The organism is Paenibacillus piscarius (assembly GCF_022234545.1).
GTDB classification, from domain to species: Bacteria; Bacillota; Bacilli; order Paenibacillales; family Paenibacillaceae; genus Paenibacillus_AQ; species Paenibacillus_AQ piscarius.
Map to the genome: position 1 here is coordinate 24058 of NZ_JAIEUI010000027.1, position 22386 is coordinate 46443.

Annotated in this window: 18 protein-coding genes; 15 read left to right on the forward strand and 3 right to left on the reverse strand. The window is 55.6% G+C overall.

Annotation, left to right across the window (positions count from 1 at the left end):
- Window positions 1-134 precede the first annotated feature (134 nt).
- The 15 genes from K1558_RS28820 (at window position 135) to K1558_RS28890 (ending at window position 18970) form a co-directional block, all read left to right on the forward strand.
- Window positions 135-1271: a BMP family ABC transporter substrate-binding protein gene (locus tag K1558_RS28820; protein ID WP_238655419.1), complete on the forward strand. Its 1137-nt coding sequence runs from the start codon at window positions 135-137 to the stop codon at window positions 1269-1271.
- A 40-nt stretch (window positions 1272-1311) separates the two neighbouring features.
- The gene (locus K1558_RS28825; protein WP_238655420.1) at window positions 1312-2874 is read left to right on the forward strand and encodes an ABC transporter ATP-binding protein; all 1563 of its coding nucleotides are present in this window, start codon (window positions 1312-1314) and stop codon (window positions 2872-2874) included.
- A complete protein-coding gene (locus K1558_RS28830) occupies window positions 2867-3913 on the forward strand; it encodes an ABC transporter permease (protein WP_238655421.1) in 1047 nt (348 codons plus the stop codon). Before K1558_RS28825 ends, K1558_RS28830 begins: the two co-directional genes overlap by 8 nt.
- Window positions 3910-4848, forward strand: coding sequence for an ABC transporter permease (locus tag K1558_RS28835; RefSeq protein ID WP_238655422.1), 939 nt, complete (start codon window positions 3910-3912; stop codon window positions 4846-4848). Before K1558_RS28830 ends, K1558_RS28835 begins: the two co-directional genes overlap by 4 nt.
- 24 nt (window positions 4849-4872) lie before the next feature.
- Entirely contained in the window at window positions 4873-5835 is a 963-nt protein-coding gene (locus K1558_RS28840) for a nucleoside hydrolase (RefSeq protein ID WP_238655423.1), read from the forward strand.
- 3 nt (window positions 5836-5838) lie between these two features.
- Complete coding sequence (locus K1558_RS28845; RefSeq protein ID WP_238655424.1) at window positions 5839-7233, forward strand: ADP-ribosylglycohydrolase family protein; 1395 nt, start codon at window positions 5839-5841, stop codon at window positions 7231-7233.
- A 333-nt stretch (window positions 7234-7566) separates the two neighbouring features.
- The gene (locus K1558_RS28850) at window positions 7567-9108 is read left to right on the forward strand and encodes a response regulator (protein WP_238655425.1); all 1542 of its coding nucleotides are present in this window, start codon (window positions 7567-7569) and stop codon (window positions 9106-9108) included.
- Window positions 9109-9128: 20 nt separating this feature from the next.
- Window positions 9129-10952: a sensor histidine kinase gene (locus K1558_RS28855; protein ID WP_238655426.1), complete on the forward strand. Its 1824-nt coding sequence runs from the start codon at window positions 9129-9131 to the stop codon at window positions 10950-10952.
- 2 nt (window positions 10953-10954) lie between these two features.
- Entirely contained in the window at window positions 10955-12499 is a 1545-nt protein-coding gene (locus K1558_RS28860) for a response regulator (RefSeq protein ID WP_238655427.1), read from the forward strand.
- A 116-nt stretch (window positions 12500-12615) separates the two neighbouring features.
- Window positions 12616-14304 (forward strand): extracellular solute-binding protein, encoded by a 1689-nt coding sequence (locus K1558_RS28865; protein ID WP_238655428.1) that lies wholly within the window; start codon window positions 12616-12618, stop codon window positions 14302-14304.
- A gap of 91 nt (window positions 14305-14395) precedes the next feature.
- Window positions 14396-15373 (forward strand): ABC transporter permease, encoded by a 978-nt coding sequence (locus tag K1558_RS28870; RefSeq protein WP_238655429.1) that lies wholly within the window; start codon window positions 14396-14398, stop codon window positions 15371-15373.
- Complete coding sequence (locus tag K1558_RS28875; RefSeq protein ID WP_238655430.1) at window positions 15373-16335, forward strand: carbohydrate ABC transporter permease; 963 nt, start codon at window positions 15373-15375, stop codon at window positions 16333-16335. Before K1558_RS28870 ends, K1558_RS28875 begins: the two co-directional genes overlap by 1 nt.
- Before the next feature lie 325 nt (window positions 16336-16660).
- Window positions 16661-17422: a methionine ABC transporter ATP-binding protein gene (locus K1558_RS28880; protein WP_238655477.1), complete on the forward strand. Its 762-nt coding sequence runs from the start codon at window positions 16661-16663 to the stop codon at window positions 17420-17422.
- Window positions 17415-18077, forward strand: a complete 663-nt coding sequence (locus tag K1558_RS28885; RefSeq protein WP_238655431.1) for a methionine ABC transporter permease — start codon at window positions 17415-17417, stop codon at window positions 18075-18077. Before K1558_RS28880 ends, K1558_RS28885 begins: the two co-directional genes overlap by 8 nt.
- 92 nt (window positions 18078-18169) lie before the next feature.
- Entirely contained in the window at window positions 18170-18970 is an 801-nt protein-coding gene (locus K1558_RS28890) for a MetQ/NlpA family ABC transporter substrate-binding protein (RefSeq protein ID WP_476641285.1), read from the forward strand.
- Window positions 18971-19244: 274 nt separating this feature from the next.
- Here K1558_RS28890 and K1558_RS28895 read toward each other — a convergent pair whose 3' ends face one another.
- Genes K1558_RS28895 through K1558_RS28905 form a run of 3 tightly spaced genes read right to left on the reverse strand, consistent with a single transcriptional unit; the run spans window position 19245 to window position 22375 of the window.
- The gene (locus K1558_RS28895; RefSeq protein ID WP_238655433.1) at window positions 19245-20147 is read right to left on the reverse strand and encodes a metallophosphoesterase family protein; all 903 of its coding nucleotides are present in this window, start codon (window positions 20145-20147) and stop codon (window positions 19245-19247) included.
- A gap of 17 nt (window positions 20148-20164) precedes the next feature.
- Window positions 20165-21022 carry an HAD family hydrolase gene (locus tag K1558_RS28900; protein ID WP_238655434.1) on the reverse strand — a complete coding sequence of 286 codons (858 nt, stop codon included), beginning with the start codon at window positions 21020-21022 and terminating at the stop codon, window positions 20165-20167.
- A complete protein-coding gene (locus K1558_RS28905; RefSeq protein ID WP_238655435.1) occupies window positions 21023-22375 on the reverse strand; it encodes an ABC transporter substrate-binding protein in 1353 nt (450 codons plus the stop codon).
- Window positions 22376-22386 lie beyond the last annotated feature (11 nt).

The following is a 22386-nucleotide window of genomic DNA, read 5'->3' on the forward strand; positions in this document are numbered from 1 at the left end:
TGTAACATGAAATGTTTGGTTTTCAGTGTAAAATGCATATTTTCAGTATTTCAACAGTCGTTCATTCATGCTTGCAGATTCAACGGATACAACAAAACGTGTAACTATTACAAACAGGGGTGTGAACTTCAGAGATGACAAAGAAAATGCTCACTTTATTGCTGCTGGCGGTTATGGTACTGGTCACGGCGTGCGGAAATAACAAGTCCGGCAATGGAAATGCTGCTACACCGGGCACGAATGCCGGAGGCGGAAATGCGGCTTCGGGGGACAAGCTTAAGGTTGTGCTGCTGATCCCGGGGACTTTGGGGGATAAATCATTTTTTGATGCGGCGAATAATGGTCTGCAAAAGGTGAAAAGCGAGCTGGGTGCTGAAACCAAGGTTGTAGAAATGGGTGCAGACAAGACGAAGTGGGAACCGACTTTTAACGATATTGCGGCTGAGGATTGGGATGTTGTCATCTCCGGCGGCTCGGAAATTACAGAAATGTTCAATGCGACGGCTGAAGCCAACCCTGATAAGAAGTTCATCAACTATGACACTGACATCGAGGAAGCACCAGCGAATATGTACAATATGTCCTACTCGACCAACGAGGTCTCCTTCCTGGCCGGAGCGGTAGCGGCGCTGGCTACCCAGTCCGATATGCCGAATGCCAACAAGGATAACGTAATCGGCTTCCTGGGCGGAATGGACATTCCCGGCATCAATGCTTTCCTGGTAGGGTACATTCAGGGAGCGCAGTATGTTGATCCGGATGTAAAAGTGGCAGTATCTTATGCCGGCGATTTCGTGAACCCTGCCAAGGGCAAGGAGCTGTCGCTGATCCAGTATAACTCTGGTGTGGATGTTATTTTCAACGTGGCTGGCGGTACGGGTCTGGGGATCTTTGATGCGGCCAAAGAGAAGACCAAATATGCGATCGGCGTCGATTCTGACCAGGCGATGCTGCTTAAGGATACAGACAGCGCGAAGGCTAACCTGATCGTGACTTCAGCGATTAAGAAGATTGACTCGGCCATCCTGGGGGCAGTCAAGAAGCTGCAGGACGGCACGCTTGAAATGGGTAAACGCGATGTGCTTGGCTTCGTGGAAGACGGCGTGGGCATTGCCGAGAACGAGATCTACAAAGAGGTATTCCCGGCTGACCTGCAGGCCAAGGTGGAAGAAGTGAAGCAGAAGCTGATTAATAAGGAAATCAAGGTGGATAATGCGATGGGCATGGAGACCTCAGAGGTGGAAGCCATCCGTAATGCCGTTAAACCTTAAGGATAGGAACAGAATTCCGGTTGAAAGGCGTTGATGACCCATGGCAAATGCTCTGCTGGAAATGCGGGGAATTACCAAGGTGTATCCAAACGGCGTTGTTGCCAACAAGGACGTTGAGTTCTCTCTGCGCGAGGGCGAGATTCATGCCATTGCGGGAGAGAACGGAGCCGGCAAATCAACGCTGATGAAGATCATGTTCGGGATGGAGGAGCCCAGCGAAGGCGGGCTCTACCTGCGGGGGGAACAGGTGAAGCTGCAATCTCCGCAGGATGCGATTGACCGCGGCATCGGCATGGTGCACCAGCACTTCATGCTGGTGCCTTCCTTCACGGTAGCGGAGAATATGGTGCTCGGCATGGAGCCGAAGAAGGGCGTAGGCTTCGATGTAGCTGAGGCGGTGCGCCTGACTGAGGAAACGGCACGCAAATATAATCTTACGGTGAACGCCCGGGCGAAGGTTGAAGACTTAAGCGTCGGCATGAAGCAGAAGGTGGAGATTCTGAAGGCGCTGGTGCGCGGAGCGCGGATTCTTATCCTGGACGAGCCTACCGCCGTCCTGACTCCGCAGGAGACCGAGGAGCTGTTCCACGAGCTGCAGCAGCTCAAGGAGCAGGGGCACACGATTGTGTTCATCTCGCACAAGCTGAAGGAGGTCAAGGCCATCTGCGACCGGATCACCATCATGCGCGGCGGGCGAAGTGAAGGGGTGTTCGAGACCCGTGATGTGACAGAGCAGGAGATCTCCCGGCTGATGGTTGGCCGGGATGTCGTGCTGAAGTATGACAAGGGCGATGTTCCTTACGGCAAGCCGGTGCTGACGGTAGAGGGACTGAATGTCTCGGACAGCCATGGCAAGGCGCTGCTGTCTGAGATCAGCTTCTCGGTCCGCGAAGGGCAGATCGTCGGCATCGCCGGCGTGGAGGGGAACGGGCAGACGCAGCTAATCGAGGCGCTGACCGGCGGCCTGCACGGCGTAGCCGGCAGCGGTTCGGTACAAGTGAAGGGCACCGATATTACCGGGCTGGACATTCTGAATATCCGCAACCTGGGGGTATCCTATATCCCGGAAGACCGGATGCGCCAGGGCTCGGCCGCTGATGCCAGCATTGCCGATAACCTGATCTCCACGCGTTACCGTTCCAAAGATATGAATCAAGGGCCTTTTCTGCATAAGTCCCGGATTGCGGCGCTGGCCTCCTCGCTGGTGGAGGAGTTCAAGGTGCGCTGCTCCGGCCCGCAGCAGCCGATCGGAATGCTGTCGGGCGGCAATATGCAGAAGGTGGTTGTGGCCAGAGAATGCGCCACGAATCCGCAGCTGCTGATCGCTGAGCAGCCGACCCGGGGCGTAGATATCGGAGCGGCGCAATTCATCCACCAGAAGCTGCTGGAGCTGCGGTCCAAGAACTGTGCTACCCTGCTGGTGTCGGCGGATCTGAACGAGATTCTGGAGCTGAGCGACAGTCTGCTGGTGATGTATGAGGGCCAGATTGTGGCGTACTTCGAGCATCCATCATCAGTCAGTGAGGAAGAGCTGGGGCTCTATATGCTGGGCATTCACCGGCAGGACAAAGAGCAGACCGGGAGGGCCATCAATCATGTTTAAAGTGAAATATTTCGAAGCGATCCGCACGGCAGCCGTCATTGCGATTGCCCTGATTATCGCCTTCCTGATTATCTCGCTGGTCAGCGAGCATCCGGTGAAGACGATCGGCATCTTCCTGATCGAGCCGTTCTCCACCAAGGGCCATATCGGGAATGTTATTGAGATGGCAATCCCGCTGATGTTCACCGGGCTGGCGGTCTCGCTGCTGTTCCGGGCGAATATGTTCAACCTGGGAGCAGAGGGGATCTTCTATTTCTCCGGGATCGTAACTACTGTACTGGCGATTCATCTTAGCCTGAACAGCTGGCTGCATCCGGTCGTGGCGATCCTTGCCGGCTCCATCGTAGGAGCGCTGCTATCGGCCATTCCCGGGATTCTTAAGGCCAAGTGGAATGCCAACGAGCTGGTGACCTCGCTGATGTTCAATAATATCCTGTTTGGAGTGGGGCTGTACCTGCTGAATTATCATCTGCGGGATGCCAAGGCCTTCGCCAACGTTTCTTTTAAGTTTGAAAAGACCGCACAGCTGAGCAAGCTGTTTGCTGGCACACGGATTCACACCGGACTCATTATTGTACTGGTGCTTATTGTGCTGGCCCATCTGTTTCTGTACCGGACCAAATGGGGCTATGAGCTGCGGATGACCGGGGTCAACCGGGAGTTCGCCCGCTATTCGGGCATGAAGACGGCCAAGGTGATCATTCTGGTCCACCTGATTGCCGGATTCATCGCCGGGATGGGCGGCTCGGTGGAGGTGCTCGGGATGTACAGCCGCTTCCAGTGGACCTCGCTGCCGGGCTACGGCCTCGATGGGGCGCTGGTGGCGATGCTGGCGAAGAACAACCCGCTGTCGGTCATTGTCTCAGCGCTCTTCCTGGCCTATATCCGCATCGGGGCCGATCTGATGGCGCGTCTGTCCGATGTGCCGTCCGAGATGATCTCCATCATCCAGGCTGTTATTATTCTCCTGATTTCCGCTGAGCAGTTCCTGAAGTTCTGGAAGAACCGAATGCTGCTGAAGGAGGCGAAGGAAGCATGAACAGCCTGCTGAATGTCATTCTGACGACGGATTTTGCCTTCTCGGTCCTGCGTGTCACCACGCCGATCCTGTTCGCTGCGCTGGGTGCGCTGATCTCGAACCGGGCCGGTATCATCAACATCGGGATGGAAGGGATCATGCTGGTCTCGGCGCTGGCCGGGGTCATTGTCAGCGCGTATACGCAGAGCGCCTGGGTTGGACTGCTGGGGGCGGTGCTATCCGGGACGCTGATCGCGGGAATTCTGGCTTTTTTCACCTTAAAGTTCAAGACTCACATCATTCTCGGCGGTGTGGCCATCAACATGTTCGCTTCCGGCGGAACGGTGTTCATTCTGTATCTGCTTAGCGGGGACAAGGGTTCTTCCACTTCTCTGGCGAGCAAGGTACTCCCGAGTATTGAGATTCCGCTGTTACAAGATATTCCGGTGCTGGGCCCGATTCTGTCGGGTCATCATATTCTGACGTATCTCTCGATTATATCCGTGCTGGTGGTCTATTATCTGCTGAACCGTACCCCGATGGGGCTGCGTATCCGTTCAGTCGGCGAGAATCCCCATGCGGCCCAGTCGGTCGGGGTCAGCGTGATCCGCATCCAGTATACGGCGCTGCTGCTCAGCGGCTTCTTCGCCAGTCTCGGCGGAGCGTACATGTCGATGGGTTATCTGTCGCTGTTCACCCGCGATATGGTGGCCGGCCGGGGCTGGATAGCCATCGCGGCAGAATCCATGGGCCGGAGCACTACCGTGGGCACAGCGCTGACCTCGCTGCTGTTCGGGGCAGCTGATGCGCTCTCGAATGCGCTGCAGGTACTGAAGATTCCGGCGGAGCTGATCGCTACGCTTCCATATGTAGCCACAGTTATCGGTCTGATCATCTACGCCATTTCCGAGAGCCGGAAGAAGAACCGGAAGCTGAAGACTACGGCTAGTAAATAATTTATCTACAAGGAGGCGACCACAATGCCAACACCTACACCTATTCTCATTGACTGCGATCCGGGGCATGATGATGCGATTGCCATTCTGCTTGCACTGGCTCATCCGGAGCAACTGGATATCCGGGGCATTACTACGGTCGGAGGCAACCAGATTCTCGATAAAATCACGGACAATGCGCTCAAAATTCTCAGCTTTGTGAACGCCGATATTCCGGTAGCCAAGGGAGCGGCGCAGCCGCTGCTCGGCAAGCTGGTTACCGGAGAGGAAGCCCACGGCGAGTCAGGTATGGACGGTCCTGCGCTTCCTGCGAGCAAGTTCAAGCCCGTAGAGCAGGGCGCGGTAGAGTTCATGCTGGACATTATCCGCTCCTCCGAAGAGAAGATTACTCTGGTGCCTACCGCACCACTGACGAATATTGCCCTGCTGATTACGGCATACCCTGAAGTGAAGGACCGCATTGAGAAAATCTCCCTGATGGGCGGCGGGCTGGCTTACGGCAACGTGACCCGGACGGCGGAGTTCAATATTTATGTCGACCCGGAAGCGGCGCGGATCGTCTTTGAATCCGGGATTCCGATTGTAATGAGCGGACTGGATGTGACGGATAAGGCGGCGATTTTTGAAGAGGAGATTGAGGAGCTGAAGACGCGCGGGCCTGTGTCCGTCATGGTCGGAGAGCTGCTTGATTTCTACTCTATCTATGGCAAAAAGATGGGTTATATCGGCAACGCGCTGCATGACCCGTGCGCGATTGCCTGGCTGCTTCACCCGGAGCTGTTCCAATCGGAGCATCTGCATGTCACGGTGGAGACCGAAGGCAAGCTGACCCGGGGCATGACCGTCGCCGACCGGCGCAAGAAGCCGGAGCAGCCGGCCAATACGGAGGTTCTGCTCGGCGTAGACCGCGAAGCCTTCATTAAGCTGCTGTTCGATTCGTTGGACCGGTTAGACCGGCAGTTGGAGTCGCCGGCAGGAGAAGCTTAGCCGATGGCCGGCTGGGAACGTCTGCAGGAGACGGTCAGATTCGAGCTGCAGCAGCGGATTGAGGAAGGCTGCCAGCCCGGGAGCCTGGCGGAGAAGCTGGATGCGGCCGGGCATGATGAGGACAAGCTGATGGAGGTCTACCGGGAGCTGATGGCGCTTCCTGTAGACGCAAGCTTCCCTTACCAGGAGCCGTCCGATCTGGAAGCGATCCGGCAGCTCCGCCCGGAGGGCCCGCGCAAGCTTGCGGTAGACTGGACGCCGGACCAGTGGAGAGACCGGTTCTACGGCGCGTGGCTCGGCCGCAGTGTCGGCTGCGCACTGGGCAAGCCGCTGGAATACTGGGATTACCTGTACGGGAAGGATGGCCGACCCGGCTGGGAGAATATTGAGCTATGGTTCCGCGGCGCGGACGCCTGGCCGATTACCGGATATACCCCGGAATTCTCTACCGCCCGGGAGGAATATGGTCTCGGCTTAAGCGACTGGTCCTTCACCAGTACGCGGGAGAAGATCAGCTACATGGAGAGCGATGACGATATCCGATATACCGTGCTGGGTCTGCTCCTGCTGGAGCAGAAAGGGCTGGACTGGGATTCCTGGGATATCGGCAAGCTGTGGCACGGGCATCTGACCTACAGTCAGGTGTGCACGGCAGAAACGCAGAGCTATATGAACTTTGCCCGGGAGACCTCCCATCTGCACGGGGAGAAGCCGGAGGATTGGCCGCTGCGCCAGGAACGGGTGCGGATGCACTTGAATCCGTACCGCGAATGGATCGGTGCCGCGATCCGCGCCGACGGGCTGGCCTATGGGGCCGCCGGACATCCCGAGCTGGCAGCGGAGCTGGGCTGGCGCGATGCCTCCTTCTCGCATGTGAAGAACGGAATCTACGGCGAGATGTTCAATGCCGCGATGATCTCTGCGGCCTTTGCGGGCCTCAGCAATGAAGAGATTGTTCAAATCGGCCTGAGCGAAATTCCGCAGACGAGCAGACTGGCCCGGGATGTGCTGCGCGGAGTGGAGCTTGCCCGGCAGGCAGGCACGCAGCGGGAGCTGGTCAGCCGGCTATGGGACGAGTTCAGCCATTATGACCCGGTGCATACGAACAACAATGCGGCCATTGTTGCCGCTTCACTGATCTACGGCGGCAATGACTTCGAGAAAGCTGTAGTCACCTCGGTCGCAGCCGGGATGGATACCGACTGCAACGGTGCGACCGTTGGCTCGATTATGGGCGCGAAGCTTGGCGCCGCCAAGCTGCCAGTCAACTGGACCGCACCGCTGAATGATACGCTGTATGCGGATCTGCCGGGCTTCCACCCGATCGCGATCTCCGAGGTCGCGGAGCGGAGCTATCAGGTGTTTCTGAAGCTGCGCAGGGAGCTGGGAGAAGAGTAACACTATTTTATGAAGTCGCCTCACACCGGATTTTTCCAAGTGGAAACATCCGGTGTGATCAGGCGGCTTTTTTGTGTTTGAGCCGAAAGTATTCGGAAAACCGAGACGTGTGGGTCGAATGTAATCGAAAAACCGACTACATTGGGCTGGCGTGAGGCTGCGGTGGTCGGATGTATGCAGAAAACCGAATACAACCGCATTTTTGCATTGGAGCCACCAGATCCGGTTCCATCACCCGCAGAACTTATAATTCACAACCTTCAACTTGTATGTTAGCATATTGGTAATTCATAGGGGATTACCCATTTCATTTTTGAGGATAGGAGCGAGCTCATGCTGAAAGTCATGATTGTAGACGATGAACCCTGGGTTCTGGAAGGGCTCAGAACGATGGTGGACTGGGAGAAATCAGGGTTCGAGGTGTGTGCCGAAGCGCTTAGCGCCGGGGATGCCCTGCGGCTGGTCCGGGAGCATCGGCCGGACCTGCTGCTTACCGATATCAACCTGCCGGTGATGAGCGGCCTGGAGCTGATCGCTGCGGTGAAGGAAGAGATGGACCCGCCGCCGAGATTCGTGATCCTGAGCGGGTATGATAACTTCAGCTATGCCCGGACGGCGCTGCGCCATAAGGTGGACGGTTATCTGCTGAAGCCGGCTGACGACGAGGAGATGGAGGCACTGCTGCAGAAGATCAGCGCTATTATCCAAAATGAAACCGCTTCCAGAGAAGAAGGGCGCAAGAAGCATAACTTCCTGGTCCACAGCCTGATCAACCGGCTAATCCAGGGGGAATGGAATAGCGAGCTGGAGCAGGCGTCCCATAGCCTGCTGGGGCTTACGCCGGATACGGAGCTGCAGTGCATCCTGGCTGCCGCTATCTCGGGCACGGCGGGGCTGAAGGAGATGGATACGGAAGGGTTCCCGGAGCAGCTTGGGCTTATGTTCCAGGACCCGGCCGGAAGAGCCGGGCTGATTGTACCCTGTGCCGGGCTATCCCCCGAGGCGCTTGAAGCGGCAGCCGTGCAAATCCAGCGGAAACAGTCCCAGAAGCTGGGGGTTCCGGTGGCGGTGATGATCAGCCGCCGCCGGACAGGGGCTCGCAGCATCCAGGAGCTCTACGCCCAGACACTCGAGGTCTGGGGCCTGAAGTACCGGAAGGAGAAGGGCGGAATCTTCTACTTCAATGATCTCAGAACAACCTGCCGGAACGATGACTTCACCGAGGGTCATTTCATTCATGTGCCGGATAAGGTGAAGGAGGGCGCTCCCGCCGGGATTCAGGCGGCTGTCCGGGAAGCCTTCGCGGCCATGACGGCCAAGCGGGTGAATATCGATGCCGCCCAGGCTGAGGTGGCCCATCTGGAGATGACCTTATGCCGCAGCATCTCCGAGCAGCAGGGAGACCCGGACCGGATCATGTGCGAGATGCATAAGGAGTACGGCAACCTGGGCGGACTCACGGACTATTATAAGCTCAGCCTGTATGTGGACCGGCTCTGCCTGGAGACAGCGGCTTACCTTGCCGAGCTGCGGGCCAGTAACGAAGGGAACACCATCTACAATGTGATCCAGTATGTGGATCTTGAATTCCGCAGCAAGCTGCAGCTTCAGGACCTCGCCAAGCAGTTTCATATGAATTCGGCCTATCTGGGCCAGTTATTCCGTAAGGAGACCGGCCGCAGCTTCAGCGATTACCTGAACGACAAGCGGATCGAGACGGCCAAGGGCCTGCTCAAGCGCACCCAGCTCAAAGTATCGGATATTGCGCTGCAGGTAGGCTTTTCCAATACGGATTATTTCATCGACAAGTTCAAGAACAAGGTGGGTGTCTCCCCTTCGGTGTACAAGAACGCCCACATGAACAAGCAGCTCTAAGAAAGCCGGGTGCAAAAGGCATGAAGACCAAACGTTTCAAATTCGGGACCATCATCAATGATATTCCGCTTAGCTACAAGTTCTATCTGATCTACATCGTGGGCGTGCTCCTGCCGATCATGGTGCTGAATCTGGTATTCCTGGAGCGGATCACCGACCTCATCAAGTCGAGAGAACAGCAGAATCTGGAGATATCCATGGAGCGTGCGCGCAAGGACATCCATGATTTCATAGAGGGCGGGGTCTCGGTCGGCTACACGCTGGCCGCGGATAAGAACCTGTACGAGATGCTGGACCGGATCTACGAGAATTCCATCGAATTCTACAGCATGTTTAACGAGCAGCTTAGAGACCGGATGAACAGCTATATGCCCGTGAACAACCAGCTGGAGCGGATCAGCATCTACACCAACAACCAGACCGTGGTCTCCGGCGGCAACTACCAGGTGATGAACGACAAGGTATGGACCAGCGACTGGTACCGGCAGGCGAAGAAGGCAGAGACCCAGGTGTTTGTGGCCGCCTACCGGACGAGCGAGAACCCGTATCTGTCCACCTCAACCCCTGCGCTAAGTGTCATAGAGACGATGGATAATTACCGGAATCTGAACAAGTTCGAGAAGGTGCTGCGGATCGACCTGGACCTCAGCCAGATCTATGACATCATTGTCCGGGAAAAAGATTACCTCAGCCTCTATCTTCTCAACGGGGAGAACAAGATTATAATGTCGGCGGACAGCGGCTACCAGCATGTCACGGATAATCCGTATCCGGTATTCACCCAGTGGGGCGACAGCCAGGGCGAGAGTGAGGATGTCCGGGTGATGGCTGTAGGGACGGCGAACTATCTCAAGGGCTGGAAGCTGGTCGGGATCACGCAGGGAGAGCGGATCTCCCAGGCAATTCTCGATATCCGGCTGTATGCGGCCGGGCTGGCCACTACGCTTACGCTACTGACCAGCGGATTCATCTATATGATGCTGCGGTCCTACAACTACCGGGTGAAGCGCCTGTCCCGCCATATGCAGAAGGTGACCAACGAGAAGTTCGAGCTGATTGCCATCGACGAGGGCCGGGACGAGATCGGCGGACTGATCCGCACCTTCAACCGGATGACCTCCCGCATCCATTCGCTGATCAATGATGTGTACAAGCTGGAGATTCAGAGCAAGAACCTGGAGATGGAGCGCGTCAGGGCGGAGCTGAACTTCCTGCAGAGCCAGATGAACCCCCACTTTCTGTTCAATACGCTGAATGCGATTCTGGTGGTCTGCACCAAGAACAAATATAACGACGTCACCGATATTGTCAAAAGCCTCTCGAAGCTGCTGCGCCGGCTGCTCAGCTGGAAGGAGGATCTGGTGACCGTTCATGAGGAGATCACCTTCATCGATATGTACCTCAAGATTGAGAAATTCAGGTTCAGGGACAAATTCGATTATACGTTCGAGATTGATGAGCAGTCACTGAATTATAAAATTCCGAAGCTGAGCATGCAGCCGCTGGTGGAGAACTCCTGCAAGCATGGCTTGCAGACCATCGAGGGGCTGGGCATTATCCGGGTAGCCACAGCTATTGTGGACAACCGGCTGCAGATCAGCGTGTCAGACAACGGCAAGGGCATGGAGCCGGATAAGCTGAAGGAATTAATGTTGGCCGTCCGCCAGGAGGACTACGCCGGAGTCAATATCGGCATCCGTAATGTGTACCGCAGACTGGAGCTCTATTATGCAGACCAGGTCCGCTTCGAGATCTCCAGTACGCCGGGTCAGGGGACCGTGGTTACGTTTGGCATTCCCCTGAAGCTGCTTGAGAAGAACCATTCCATGGAAGGCGAGGGATAGCAATGAAATACAAAGTGCTGTTGATTGATGATGAGCCGAGCGCCCTTGAGGGCATGGAGATGTGGATTGACTGGCAGGAGCTGGGCTTTGAGCTGTGCGGAACCTGCGGCAATGGCCGGGAGGGGCTGCAGCTGATGAAGCAGCTCCAGCCTGATCTGGTGATCACCGATATCAACATGCCGCTGATGAACGGGCTGGAGATGATCGGGGAATGGCGGGAGGAGGGGACGCGTCCGGTGAAGTTCGTCATTCTGAGCGGATACAGTGAATTCGAATATGCCCGCACCGCGATCAGCTATGGAATCAATCACTATCTGCTGAAGCCTGTGTTCCCGGAGGAGGCCGCCGAGGAATTGCGGGAGATTCATCAGGAGCTGGAGCAGGAGACGAGCCGCAGACTGATTCACGAGACCGCCTCCGGGGAAGAGGCTGCAACACTAATCAGAAGCCTGTTGTACGGTAAAAAGGGAGATCCCGAGCTGATGGATCTGCTGGAGACGCTGCCCGGCTTCAAGGAGAGTGCCATATGGAACCTCTGCCTTATTCAGACGTTTCCCGAGCAGTACACCGGAGTGCGGGGAAGGGCCGCCTCATTGCTGGCCGGACATCAGGCGGCGGTGACGATAGACCTGGAGGCTGGCCTGTTCGGAATTGCTTATGGAATGGCGGCTGGCAGCGGAGAAGACAGCAGGATGAAGGAGGTGCAGCAGACCCTGCTGCAGGAATATGGCGGCGGACGGATTCACATCGCTGTGGGCGCGCCGCAGGACTCGCTGCTGAGTATTGAGGACAGCTACAACAGCGCGAAGGAGACACTCCTGCATTTCTTCTATGCGCCTGAATCTGCTGGTATTCTCGATTACAGCGGTGTGCAGGGCCGGCCCTTCCGCTATCATTATGACCATATCGGGCTGATGGATACCCTGCTGGACGCGGTCAATCTGCTGGATGCAGGCGGCTACCGCAAGGCGCTGGAGGAAGCGGAGCGCAGCTTCCGGGAACAGCAGGTAGCGCCGGAGGTCGTAAGGAAGCTGGTGATCCATCTTCTGTACCGGATCTTCGCGCTTGCTCCCGGTGCTGATCCCTCCGGCGGGGAGGAGGGGGCGCCTTCGGGCATCGCACCGGAGATCCAGCAGGCGATGACCCCGCTCTCCGGCCTGCTTAGCCGTCTGCTGTCCTGCGGGGAGCGGGCCATCGGACTTCTGGTGCGTGAGCAGAATCAGAAGTCGCACGGCATTATCCGCGAGATCAACCAGTATATCGGCGAGCATTATCATGAGAGCCTAAGCATCCAGAAGCTGGCCGAGGTCTTCTTCCTGCATCCTGTATATCTGGGTCAATTACTAATTAAAAAGAACGGCAGGACCTTCAACGAGCAGCTCCATCATCTGCGGATTCAGGCCGCAGCTGTGCTTCTGCGCGAGAGCAAGCTTAAGCTCTCAGAGATTGCCGAGCGTGTTGGTTATGTCAATTACGGGCAGTTTCTGAAACGGTTCGAGAAGGAGATGCATATGGGCCCGAATGAGTACCGGCACGCAAAGTTCTAAACTTTTTTGGGGTATACCTTTAATTCGGTCGTATTCCAGCAGATGATTCACCTCTATAATTCAATTGTGTAAGTGCTTACAAATAATCTAAAGACAACACATTATGGAGGTGCTTTATGGGGGGCAAGTCGAAGTCAACGTTCAAGCTATCCCTGATTGCTCTGTTATCCCTAAGCTTCGCATTGTCAGGCTGCGGGGGCAACAACAATACGAAAGATCAGGCGGAGAGTACCAAAGCTCCAGAGGCCGCTTCGTCTAACACGGGAGGTAAAGTAGAACCTTTCACTGTAAGCGTATTCCTGGGAACAGCGGGGCAACAACCGACACCGGACAACAAGATTTATAAAATGATCAAAGAGGAGACCGGAGCCAGCTTTGATATGGAGTTTCTGGCAGGCGACATCAACCAGAAGCTGGGCGTTATGATTGCCGGCCAGGACTATCCGGACCTGATGACCGGGAATACCAAGCTTACAGCCGCAGGAGCCTATATCCCGCTGGAGGATCTGATTGAGGAACATGCACCTAACCTGAAGAAGCATTACGCCGATTACTGGAACATGATGAAGGACCCGAACGACGGTCATATTTATATTCTGCCTAACTACGGTGTCTATAACGGTAAGGTTAACAGCTCGTGGTACTCCGGCCCGGCCTTCTGGATTCAAAAGGCGGTGCTGAAGGAGTTCAACTATCCAAAGGTGAAGACGCTGGACGAGTACTTTGATCTGATTGAGAAATATAAAGAGAAATATCCGAAGATTGACGGAAGCCCGACGATCGGATTCGAAATTCTGAACTATGACTGGAAGAACTGGGGGCTGTTCAACGCTCCGCAGCATCTGATCGGCCATCCGAATGACGGCGGTGTGGTTGTCAAAGACGGCGTTGCCGAGATTTTTGCCGACAAGGATTATGCGAAGCGGTACTACAAGAAGCTTAGTGAGATGAACGAGAAGGGCCTGATTGATAAAGAGACCTTCGTCCAGAACTATGACCAGTATATGGCGAAGCTGTCCAGCGGTACCGTTCTCGGGATGTTCGACCAGCACTGGAACTTCAATGCGGCCGAGGATTCCCTGACGACCCAGAACAAGATTGAACGCACCTATGTCGGTCTTCCGCTTGTCTATGATACCTCCACGAAGGATCATTACCGCGACCTGGCTGTGCTGAACCTTAACAACGGCTTCGGTATCAGCGTCAACGCCAAAGATCCGGTAAAGATTATCAAGCTGCTCGATACGCTGATGGATGAGAAATGGCAGAAGCTGTTCTCCTGGGGCGTGGAAGGCGAGGACTATATCGTTGAGAACGGAAGATTCATGAGAACCCAGGAGCAGCGCGACAATGCTGCGGACGCCACCTGGCAGCTGGCCAACAAGGCCAAAGCAATCTTCGAATATCTGCCTAAGACCGAAGGAAGCTACAGCGACGGCAACTCCACAGATGCCGCTGCCCAGCCTGAAGAATACAAAGCCGGTCTGAAGCCGTTCGACAAGGAAGTACTGGATGCTTACGGCTTCGATTCCTACGTGGACTTCTTCAGTGATCCGCCGCCGAACCCGGTCTATTACCCGGCCTGGTCGATCGACCTCATTGAAGGCTCCGATGCCAAAATCGCCAGCACCAAGCTGAATGAGCTGCAGACCAAGTTCCTGCCGAAAGCCATTCTTGCCAGTCCGGCTGACTTCGATTCTGTATGGACCGATTACACTGAACAGATCAAGAAGGCTAATGTGAAGGCTTACGAAGACAAGATCAATGAGCAGATCAAGTGGAGAATCGATAACTGGAGTAAATAACCGGGCGCAAGGCTCCGGAATCAGCAGGTGGAGGGCCGCTGGCGGCCTTCCATTTGCTGAATTAATTTTGATGGATTAGGAGACAACGAATATGGATGAGACCCTAGAAATAGATACTGTCCCCCGGCCTCCAAAGAAGAACAGGAAGAAGAAGAAACAGCCGATTACGTGGCGTTTGATCAAAAGCCAGAATCAGCTCATTTGGATGTCTGTCCCTCTAATGCTCTACATTATTCTTTTTGCCTATGTTCCCGTATGGGGCTGGACCATGGCCTTCCAGAACTACCGGCCGGCGAAGTCCTTCTTCGAGCAGGAGTGGGTGGGCTTCAAGCAGTTCCGGTTCCTGTTCACGGATGATAACTTCATCCGCGTTCTGCGCAATACGGTAGCCATGGGTCTGATCAATCTGGTGCTGGGCTTCGTTACGGCGATTGTGCTGGCACTGCTGCTGAATGAGATTAAGAAAGTACTCTGGAAAAGAACCGTGCAGACGATCTCTTATCTCCCGCACTTCTTATCCTGGATTATCGTTACCGGCATTGTGGCCACCTCGCTGTCCATCAATGACGGGATTGTAAATATCGTTCTGATGAAGCTGCATCTGATTAAAGAGCCAATTCTGTGGCTCAGTGAAGGCAAGTATTTCTGGGGAATTGTCGGGGCTTCGCATGTGTGGAAGGAAGTGGGCTGGAATACCATTATTTATCTGGCAGCCATTGCTTCCATTGACCCTGCACTGTACGAGGCTGCAGAAATTGACGGGGCTAACCGTTACAAGAAGATGATGTACGTAACCCTGCCTGGCATCAAAGCAACCATTGTTATTCTGATGATTATGTCGATCGGACATCTCCTGGAAGCAGGCTTTGAAGTGCAGTACCTGCTCGGCAACGGGCTTGTAGTGGACTGGGCCGAAACCATTGATATTTTCGTACTGAAATACGGGCTTGCCCAAGGGAACTATTCACTTGCGACGGCTGGCGGGATCTTCAAAACGGTTGTCAGCGTAACATTGCTGCTTATGGCTAATGGCATTTCCAAGCGGCTTGGGGAAGAGAGGCTGTTATAATGACCGATAACCGACAGATTAGTCCTGGGCATGGAACAGGCTTTACAGCGAAAAGAAACCTGCGTACCGGCAGACTGGAGCCGTTCTTGTTTACTACCTTTAATACGGTCTTCATGCTCTGTCTGGTAGTTGTGACCTTATATCCTTTTATCAATACGATCGCTGTCTCTTTTAATGAAGGGAACGATACGATCCGCGGAGGGATCTACCTCTGGCCAAGAGCTTGGACGCTGCAGAACTACAAGGCGATCTTCGCTTCGGGAACGATTTTTGATGCCTTCTGGATCTCAGTATCGCGTACCGTTCTGTCAACCATTCTGAATATATTCCTGACCACGATGCTCGCTTATACCTTAAGCCGCAGGGAGTATGTGTTCCGCAAGTTGATTACGGTAGTGTTCGTGCTGACCATGTACTTCAGCGCCGGTCTGATTCCGAACTATTTCCTGATCAAGGATCTGGGCCTGCTGAACAGCTTCTGGGTGTACGTTATTCCTTCGATGGTCAGCGCCTTTAACATGATCGTCATCCGGACCTACATCGGTACGATACCGGAGAGCCTGATGGAATCAGCGAGAATCGACGGGGCCGGGGATTTCAAAATCTTCATGCGGGTTGTCTTCCCGCTCTGTAAACCGGTGCTGGCGACAATTGCGCTGTTCGTGGCCGTTGGGGCCTGGAACGCCTGGTTCGATGCCTTCATCTACACGTCCTCCAGGCAGCATCTGAGTACCCTGCAATATGAGCTGATGAAGCTGCTGTCTTCGACTATGAACTCCAACGGGAACCCTACCGTATCCAACGGGGTGGGGATGGACCAGAATTCAGCCCGAGCGATGGTGACGCCGATCTCCATCCGGGCGGCCATTACCGTAGTCGCCTCTGTGCCGATCCTGATGGTATATCCGTTCATGCAGAAGTACTTTGTTGTGGGACTCAATGTAGGTAGCGTGAAAGAATAAGCCACCAAATCAAATGTGAGAATAACAAGGCGGGTGCACTCCTGAACAGGGGGCACCCGTTTTTGTTATTTTTACGCCAGATACAGCCAAGCTTCCGCAGGCCATTTCTGCTTAGGCAGAATAATCCAATCCTGTCCCGAGCATCCTTATAATGCCCAGTCCGTCCACGGGCTTATTAATCATTCGTAAAAAAATGATGACACAGCCAATGAAATGCCTTATTATTTAAAGAGATTTTTAATGAAACAGATTTTAAATAATTATAGTACAAGCATTGCCCGGGTGGAGCGCTTCCGTTCAGGCAGTCTGTGGAGGGGGACTTCCTATTCTTACGCTGAGTCAGGTTAGCAAAAGCTTCGCGCTGAAGGACGGCCCTTATCAGGCTGTGGACCGGGTGTCACTTGAAGTGAAGACCGGTGCTGTTCACGGGATTATCGGGGCCAGCGGAGCTGGTAAATCCACCCTGCTGCGGCTGATGAATCTGCTGGAGCGGCCGGATCAGGGGACGGTGACTGTAGGGGGCAAGCGTCTAACAGAGCTGACGGATAAGGAGCTGCGGCAGGAGCGGCAACGCATCGGGATGATCTTCCAGCAGTTCAATCTGGTTGGCAATGCCACTGTCAGCCGTAACGTAGCGATTCCGCTGGAGCTGGCCGGAGTGCCGCGTACCGGGCGGATGAAGCGGGTAGAGGAATGCCTCCGGTTTGTCGGGCTGGAGGACAAAGCCGGGCAATACCCGGCCCAGCTCAGCGGGGGCCAGCGCCAGCGGGTGGCGATTGCCCGGGCGCTGGCAAACAGTCCCAAGCTGCTGCTGTGTGACGAGCCGACCTCAGCCCTTGATCCGGGGACCACGGCGGATATTCTGGAGGTGCTCCGGCATATCAATGCCTCGCTTGGCGTTACGGTGATCATCGTTACTCATGAGCTGGATGTCGTCCGCAGCATCTGCTCGGAGGTGTCGGTAATGGAGAACGGGCGGATTGTGGATTCCTTCTCCCGGGCTGACGGCGGTTTTCTTCCGCCAGATGCTCTATCCGGCTCCTTCCGCGAACGGATTACCGGAAGAACGGGGGAGTCCCATGTTTGAGAGCATCGCGAAATATGAGACACTGATGTGGCAGTCGATCGGCGAGACCTTTGTTATGGTCGGCATCTCCATAGGGGCAGCCCTGCTGCTCGGACTTCCGCTGGGAACGCTACTGTATTTGTGCCGCAAAGGGCAGCTCTATGAGAACCGGACCCTGTCGCTTGTGCTGAACAGTATCGTCAACGTGATCCGCTCGTTCCCGTTCCTGCTGCTGGTGGTGGCGCTGATTCCGTTCACCCGTCTGGTAGTGGGTACGGCGATTGGCACACTGGCGGCAACCGTCCCGCTGTCCATCGTCGCCATCGCCTATTATTCACGGCTGGTGGAGCAGTCTCTGCTTGAGGTTCCGCGGGGAACGGTCGAAGCAGCGCTGTCGATGGGAGCGTCGTTGCCGGGCGTAATCTTCAAATTTCTCTACGTAGAAGCCCGGTCCGGTCTGGTGCTGGGACTGACCACGTCTACGATCAGCTTCATTTCTTTTTCTACAGTGATGGGGGTTGTGGGCGGCGGAGGGGTTGGCGATTTCGCGATCCGCTATGGATACCAGCGCTATGAGACAGAAGTCATGATCTACGCGATTCTTGTTATGATAGTGCTTGTGCAGCTCATCCAGTTCACGGGCAGCACGGCAGCCAGATTGCTGGACAAGCGCTAACAAGTCAGGCAAATGAATTACTACATTATAATGGGGGTTAGGACAATAACATGAAGAAATCACTGAAAGCAGCAACTACCTTCGCATTAACAATGCTGGTCATCGCACTCGCTCTTGCCGGCTGCGGAAGCAACAAGGAAGCACAAGAGACGCCTGCGGCTGAGAGCAGCGGTCCAGTCAAGATTAAGGTCGCTTCGCTGATTCCGCCGATGACCGATATTCTGGAGCTGATCAAGCCGGTCCTGAAGGAAGAAGGCGTGGACATGGAGGTTGTGATCCTGTCCGATAATGTTCAGCCGAACGAAGCGTTGGCCAATAAAGAAGTGGATGCGAACTTCTTCCAGCATGTTCCTTACATGGAACAGTTCAATGCCAGCAAGGGGGCGAAGCTTGTCCCTGTTCAGCCGGTATATGATGCGATCTATGGCGGGTATTCCAAACGCTTCAAGGCCATCGCCGATCTGCCTGACGGGGCCACCCTCGTGATGGCGAATGACCCGTCCAATATCGGACGCTCCCTGCAGATGTTCGCTGATGCCGGGCTGATTACACTGAAGGATGGGGTAGGCATTGAAGCCACCCAAGCCGATATTACCGCCAATCCGAACAACTATAAGTTCGAGGAAGTCGATCTGCTGATGCTGGCCCGGATGCTGGATGATGCCGATCTGGTCGCCATGACGCCGGCTTATGCCAGCCCGCTGGGCCTGACTCCGAAGAAGGATGCGCTGATCACCGAGCGTGAGGATTCCGCCTTCTCGATTACGCTTGTTGCCCGGGAGGACAATAAGGATTCCGAAGCCATCCAGAAGCTCGCCAAGGCAATCAGCGGCCCGGAAGTGAAGAAATTCCTTGAGGATAATTATGCGGAGATTGCCTTGCCTGCTTTTTGAGGCATCGATCTGTAAAGGGTCAGGAGCTATCCCAGAAGCCACCAAACGGTTGCTTGGGATGGCTCTTTATTTATGCTGGAGTAGATTCAGCGTGAGCACTTAGGGGAGGAGGACGCTCAGCAACAGAACGTTGTTCCCATCGATGAGATATTACCTGCGCGCCAGCACAATGTATGCTGTTTTCCACATACATTCGGGCTACACGCCTGCGCGTTCTCACAATAACAGGGGGCTGTCACTTTTGCGACAGCCCCCTGTTAGGCTTGAATAACTGTTATTCGGTTAAAGGCAGGGGAGCGACCTCATATTGCGCCGCTTCAATCCAGGTTCCCGTAGTGAAATCCCGTCCGCGCACGAGTACCTTATCGGCATACACTTCAACATAATACCCCTGGCTGCCGGTCTTGCGCTCATCTGCATCTGTCCAGAGATAGGCAACAGATGCTGCGTTAAACATCGTAGCCGTCTGACCGTTGCCGGGAAACATCGTATTACCGACCTCCAGCTCCCAGTGGGTGTGCCCGGTGAACAGCAGCGTCTGCGGGTGCCGCGATAGAATGGCGCGCAGCTCCTGATCCTGGGTTACGCCGTACCATTCCTGTGATTCCAGCGAGCCGGCCACGGTATTCTTCAGCGGCTGGTGCAGGAAGACGAAGGCCGGCTTCCAGGACTCAGCTGTAAATGGTTCTCCCTCAAGCTGACCATCAGCTTCGGAGCTGCCGGATGCGTTCTCGCCAAGCTTGCGGTCCAGCCACTGAAGCTGTGTCTCGGACAGATTGCAGAACGTAGGCAGCCCTTCCTCCGTGCCCAGGAAAATAAAATGATACCCGCCGATCCAATGGTCATGATATGGGCCCGGCATCCCCATGCTGGAGGTGTACATCGCAAGCCTGGATTCCCAATGGCCCAGGCCGACGTCATGGTTGCCTAAGGTGTACCAAAGCTGCGGGAGGGCTGCCTGGTGCTGCTCCAGAATACGCCGGACCTCCTCATATTCCCCGGGAAACCCATGATCCGTAATATCGCCAACATGCATGATTCCGCTGCTGCCCTGCGCATGGAGGACCAGATCCTGCAGCGCCCGCCCGAAATTCTGATTGTACTCATGCTCCGGGTCAGCAGTTACGTGGGTATCGGTAATCACCTGGAACGTCAGCAGCGGCTCTAATCTATTCATAGGTAAAGGTGGCCTCCTTAGGATAAGGTGTTGCGCAGGCTAAGCTCTGCATAAGACGAGATCACACAATCTGCATCCGGCAAAAGAGTCTGCGGGATCTGTGCAGCAGTTCCGCTGCTGCCTGCAGCAGCTGGCACCGGTCTGCCGGCCACAACGCCAGCCGTCTGTCCGGCAGTAATGCCGCCGGCAATCCCGATGGCCGCCGCAGCACCCGCTGCCTTGGCCATCCGCATATCTCCGTTTGTGTCGCCGATTACGGCTGCCCCGGACGGAGATACACCCAGCCGCTGGCAGGCCAGCAGCGCCATATCAGGGAACGGCTTGCCGCGTTCCACCAGATCCGTGCCGACCACGGCCGTGAAATACTGGCGGATGCCGAGCCAGCGGAGATGCTTCTCCGCTGCTGCTGTCTCATCGGCCGTAACCACAGCCAGCGGTATGCCTTGCGCCGCGCACTCGCCAAGCAAAGGCAGCAGGCCGGGAAGCGGGCGGACCGGACGGCTCCGTTCCAGCATAGCATCCGCCTCCTGGCGGCAGACATCTACCAATTCCGCTGCTTCCGCCCAGGATAAGCCCAGCAGATAACCCTGCCAGGAGAGAATGGCATACAGATCACTCATCGTGCCCATGGCCAGCGGGCCGTTCCGGTCATAATCCGTGATCCTGCCCTCCGGGTCATGCACGGTGCCCAGCAGGGAGGGGAGAGGCTGCGCCGGGAAGTTCAGACCGCGCTGCTTCAGTCTCCGGGAGAACTGGTCCAGGAAGCACTCCCCCCAGCTTCCCCAGAGAGAGACGAACTGCAGCAGGGTGCCGTCCTTGTCGAACAGGATGGCTGACACCGGATAGCTTCCATATGGAGTGTTAAGCTGAGTCATCTATTTCAGCTTATCCAACGCTGCCTGCGCCGTCTGTTGCGCTTCCTTCAACGCCTCGGCAGCTGGAATATTCTCAATCTGCACCTTGTCCGCAGCGATGGTCAGCGCATCATTGATCTTGCCGCCGGTCGGGTCCTGGAACGGGGCGGAGGCGTGGGAGGCCTGCTGCAGCGGAACCTTGATCTGCGGGTTACTTCCGCTGAAGGCAACGAAGGCCGCGTCCTCCAGCGCAGACTGGCGGACGGAGATATATCCGGTGTTGATGGACCAAGAGGCTGTATTCTCGGAATTCGTGAAGAAGGCCAGCCACTTCATGGCCGCCTGCTGCTCAGCCGCTCCGGCTTTGGCGGGAATTCCGGCCATAATCGCCTGGGCGACAGGCTTGCCTTCGCCAACTCCGGCCCAGCCCGGCTGCTCCATCGCAGACACGATGCTGAAATCAAGATCGCCCTGATCGCCGCTTGAACCGGTATAGCCGGCCGCCTGTCCTTTCATCACATCGTCAATCGTCTTGTACCAGTACTCCCAGCCTTGTCCGCCGGAGTGAATGCGCATCGTCTTGTCCTCGTGAATCGCTTTGCGGAAGAACTCCCAGGTGTCGATCCATTCCGCCGAATCAATGGTTACCTTAGTGCCGTCCGCGCTAAGAATGCTGCCGCCTTTGCTAAGTACAGCATCAATCATGTTGCCGGAGCCCCACATCGGTTCCCAGCCGTAGAAGCTGGTTTTGCCGCCTTCCGAGACCGTCATCTTTTTAGCCGCTGCCGCCAGGTCCTCCCAGGTCTTAATCCGGCTGGCATCAATGCCGTTTTTCTCAAAAGCATCCTTCCGGTAGTACATCACCTGCGTCGTTCCATACATCGGAAGGAAATACTGCTTGCCGTCAACCTGCCCCTGCTCCAGGAAGGTCTGCACGAAATCCTCTTGCTTGAAGTCAGGCAACTGGCTAATCAGTGTATCCATCGCTGCGAAATATCCCTTACGCGCCCAATCGATATTGGAGGAGAGAACTGCCGCCGGAACCTGGCCGGAAGCGATCGCCGCCTGCAGCTTTTGCTCCGTTTCAGTGTAGTCGGCCTGCACGATTCCCTTGACGACAACCTCCTGTTGCGAGGCGTTGAACTTCTTAATGAGTGCTTCCATATTCTCTCCCAGCTTGCCGCCGAGCCCATACCAGAATTCAATCGTTACCGGTGCTCCTCCAGCCGGAGCTGCAGCTTCAGCCGTAGCAGGCGACCCCGCAGCACCGTCCGCTGCTGTCACCTCACCCGAAGCGGAGTTCCCGCCGCAGGCCGTAAGTACGGTGAATCCGGCGATCATGGATAGTGCCGACAATCTTTTGCATATGTTCATCATCATTCTCC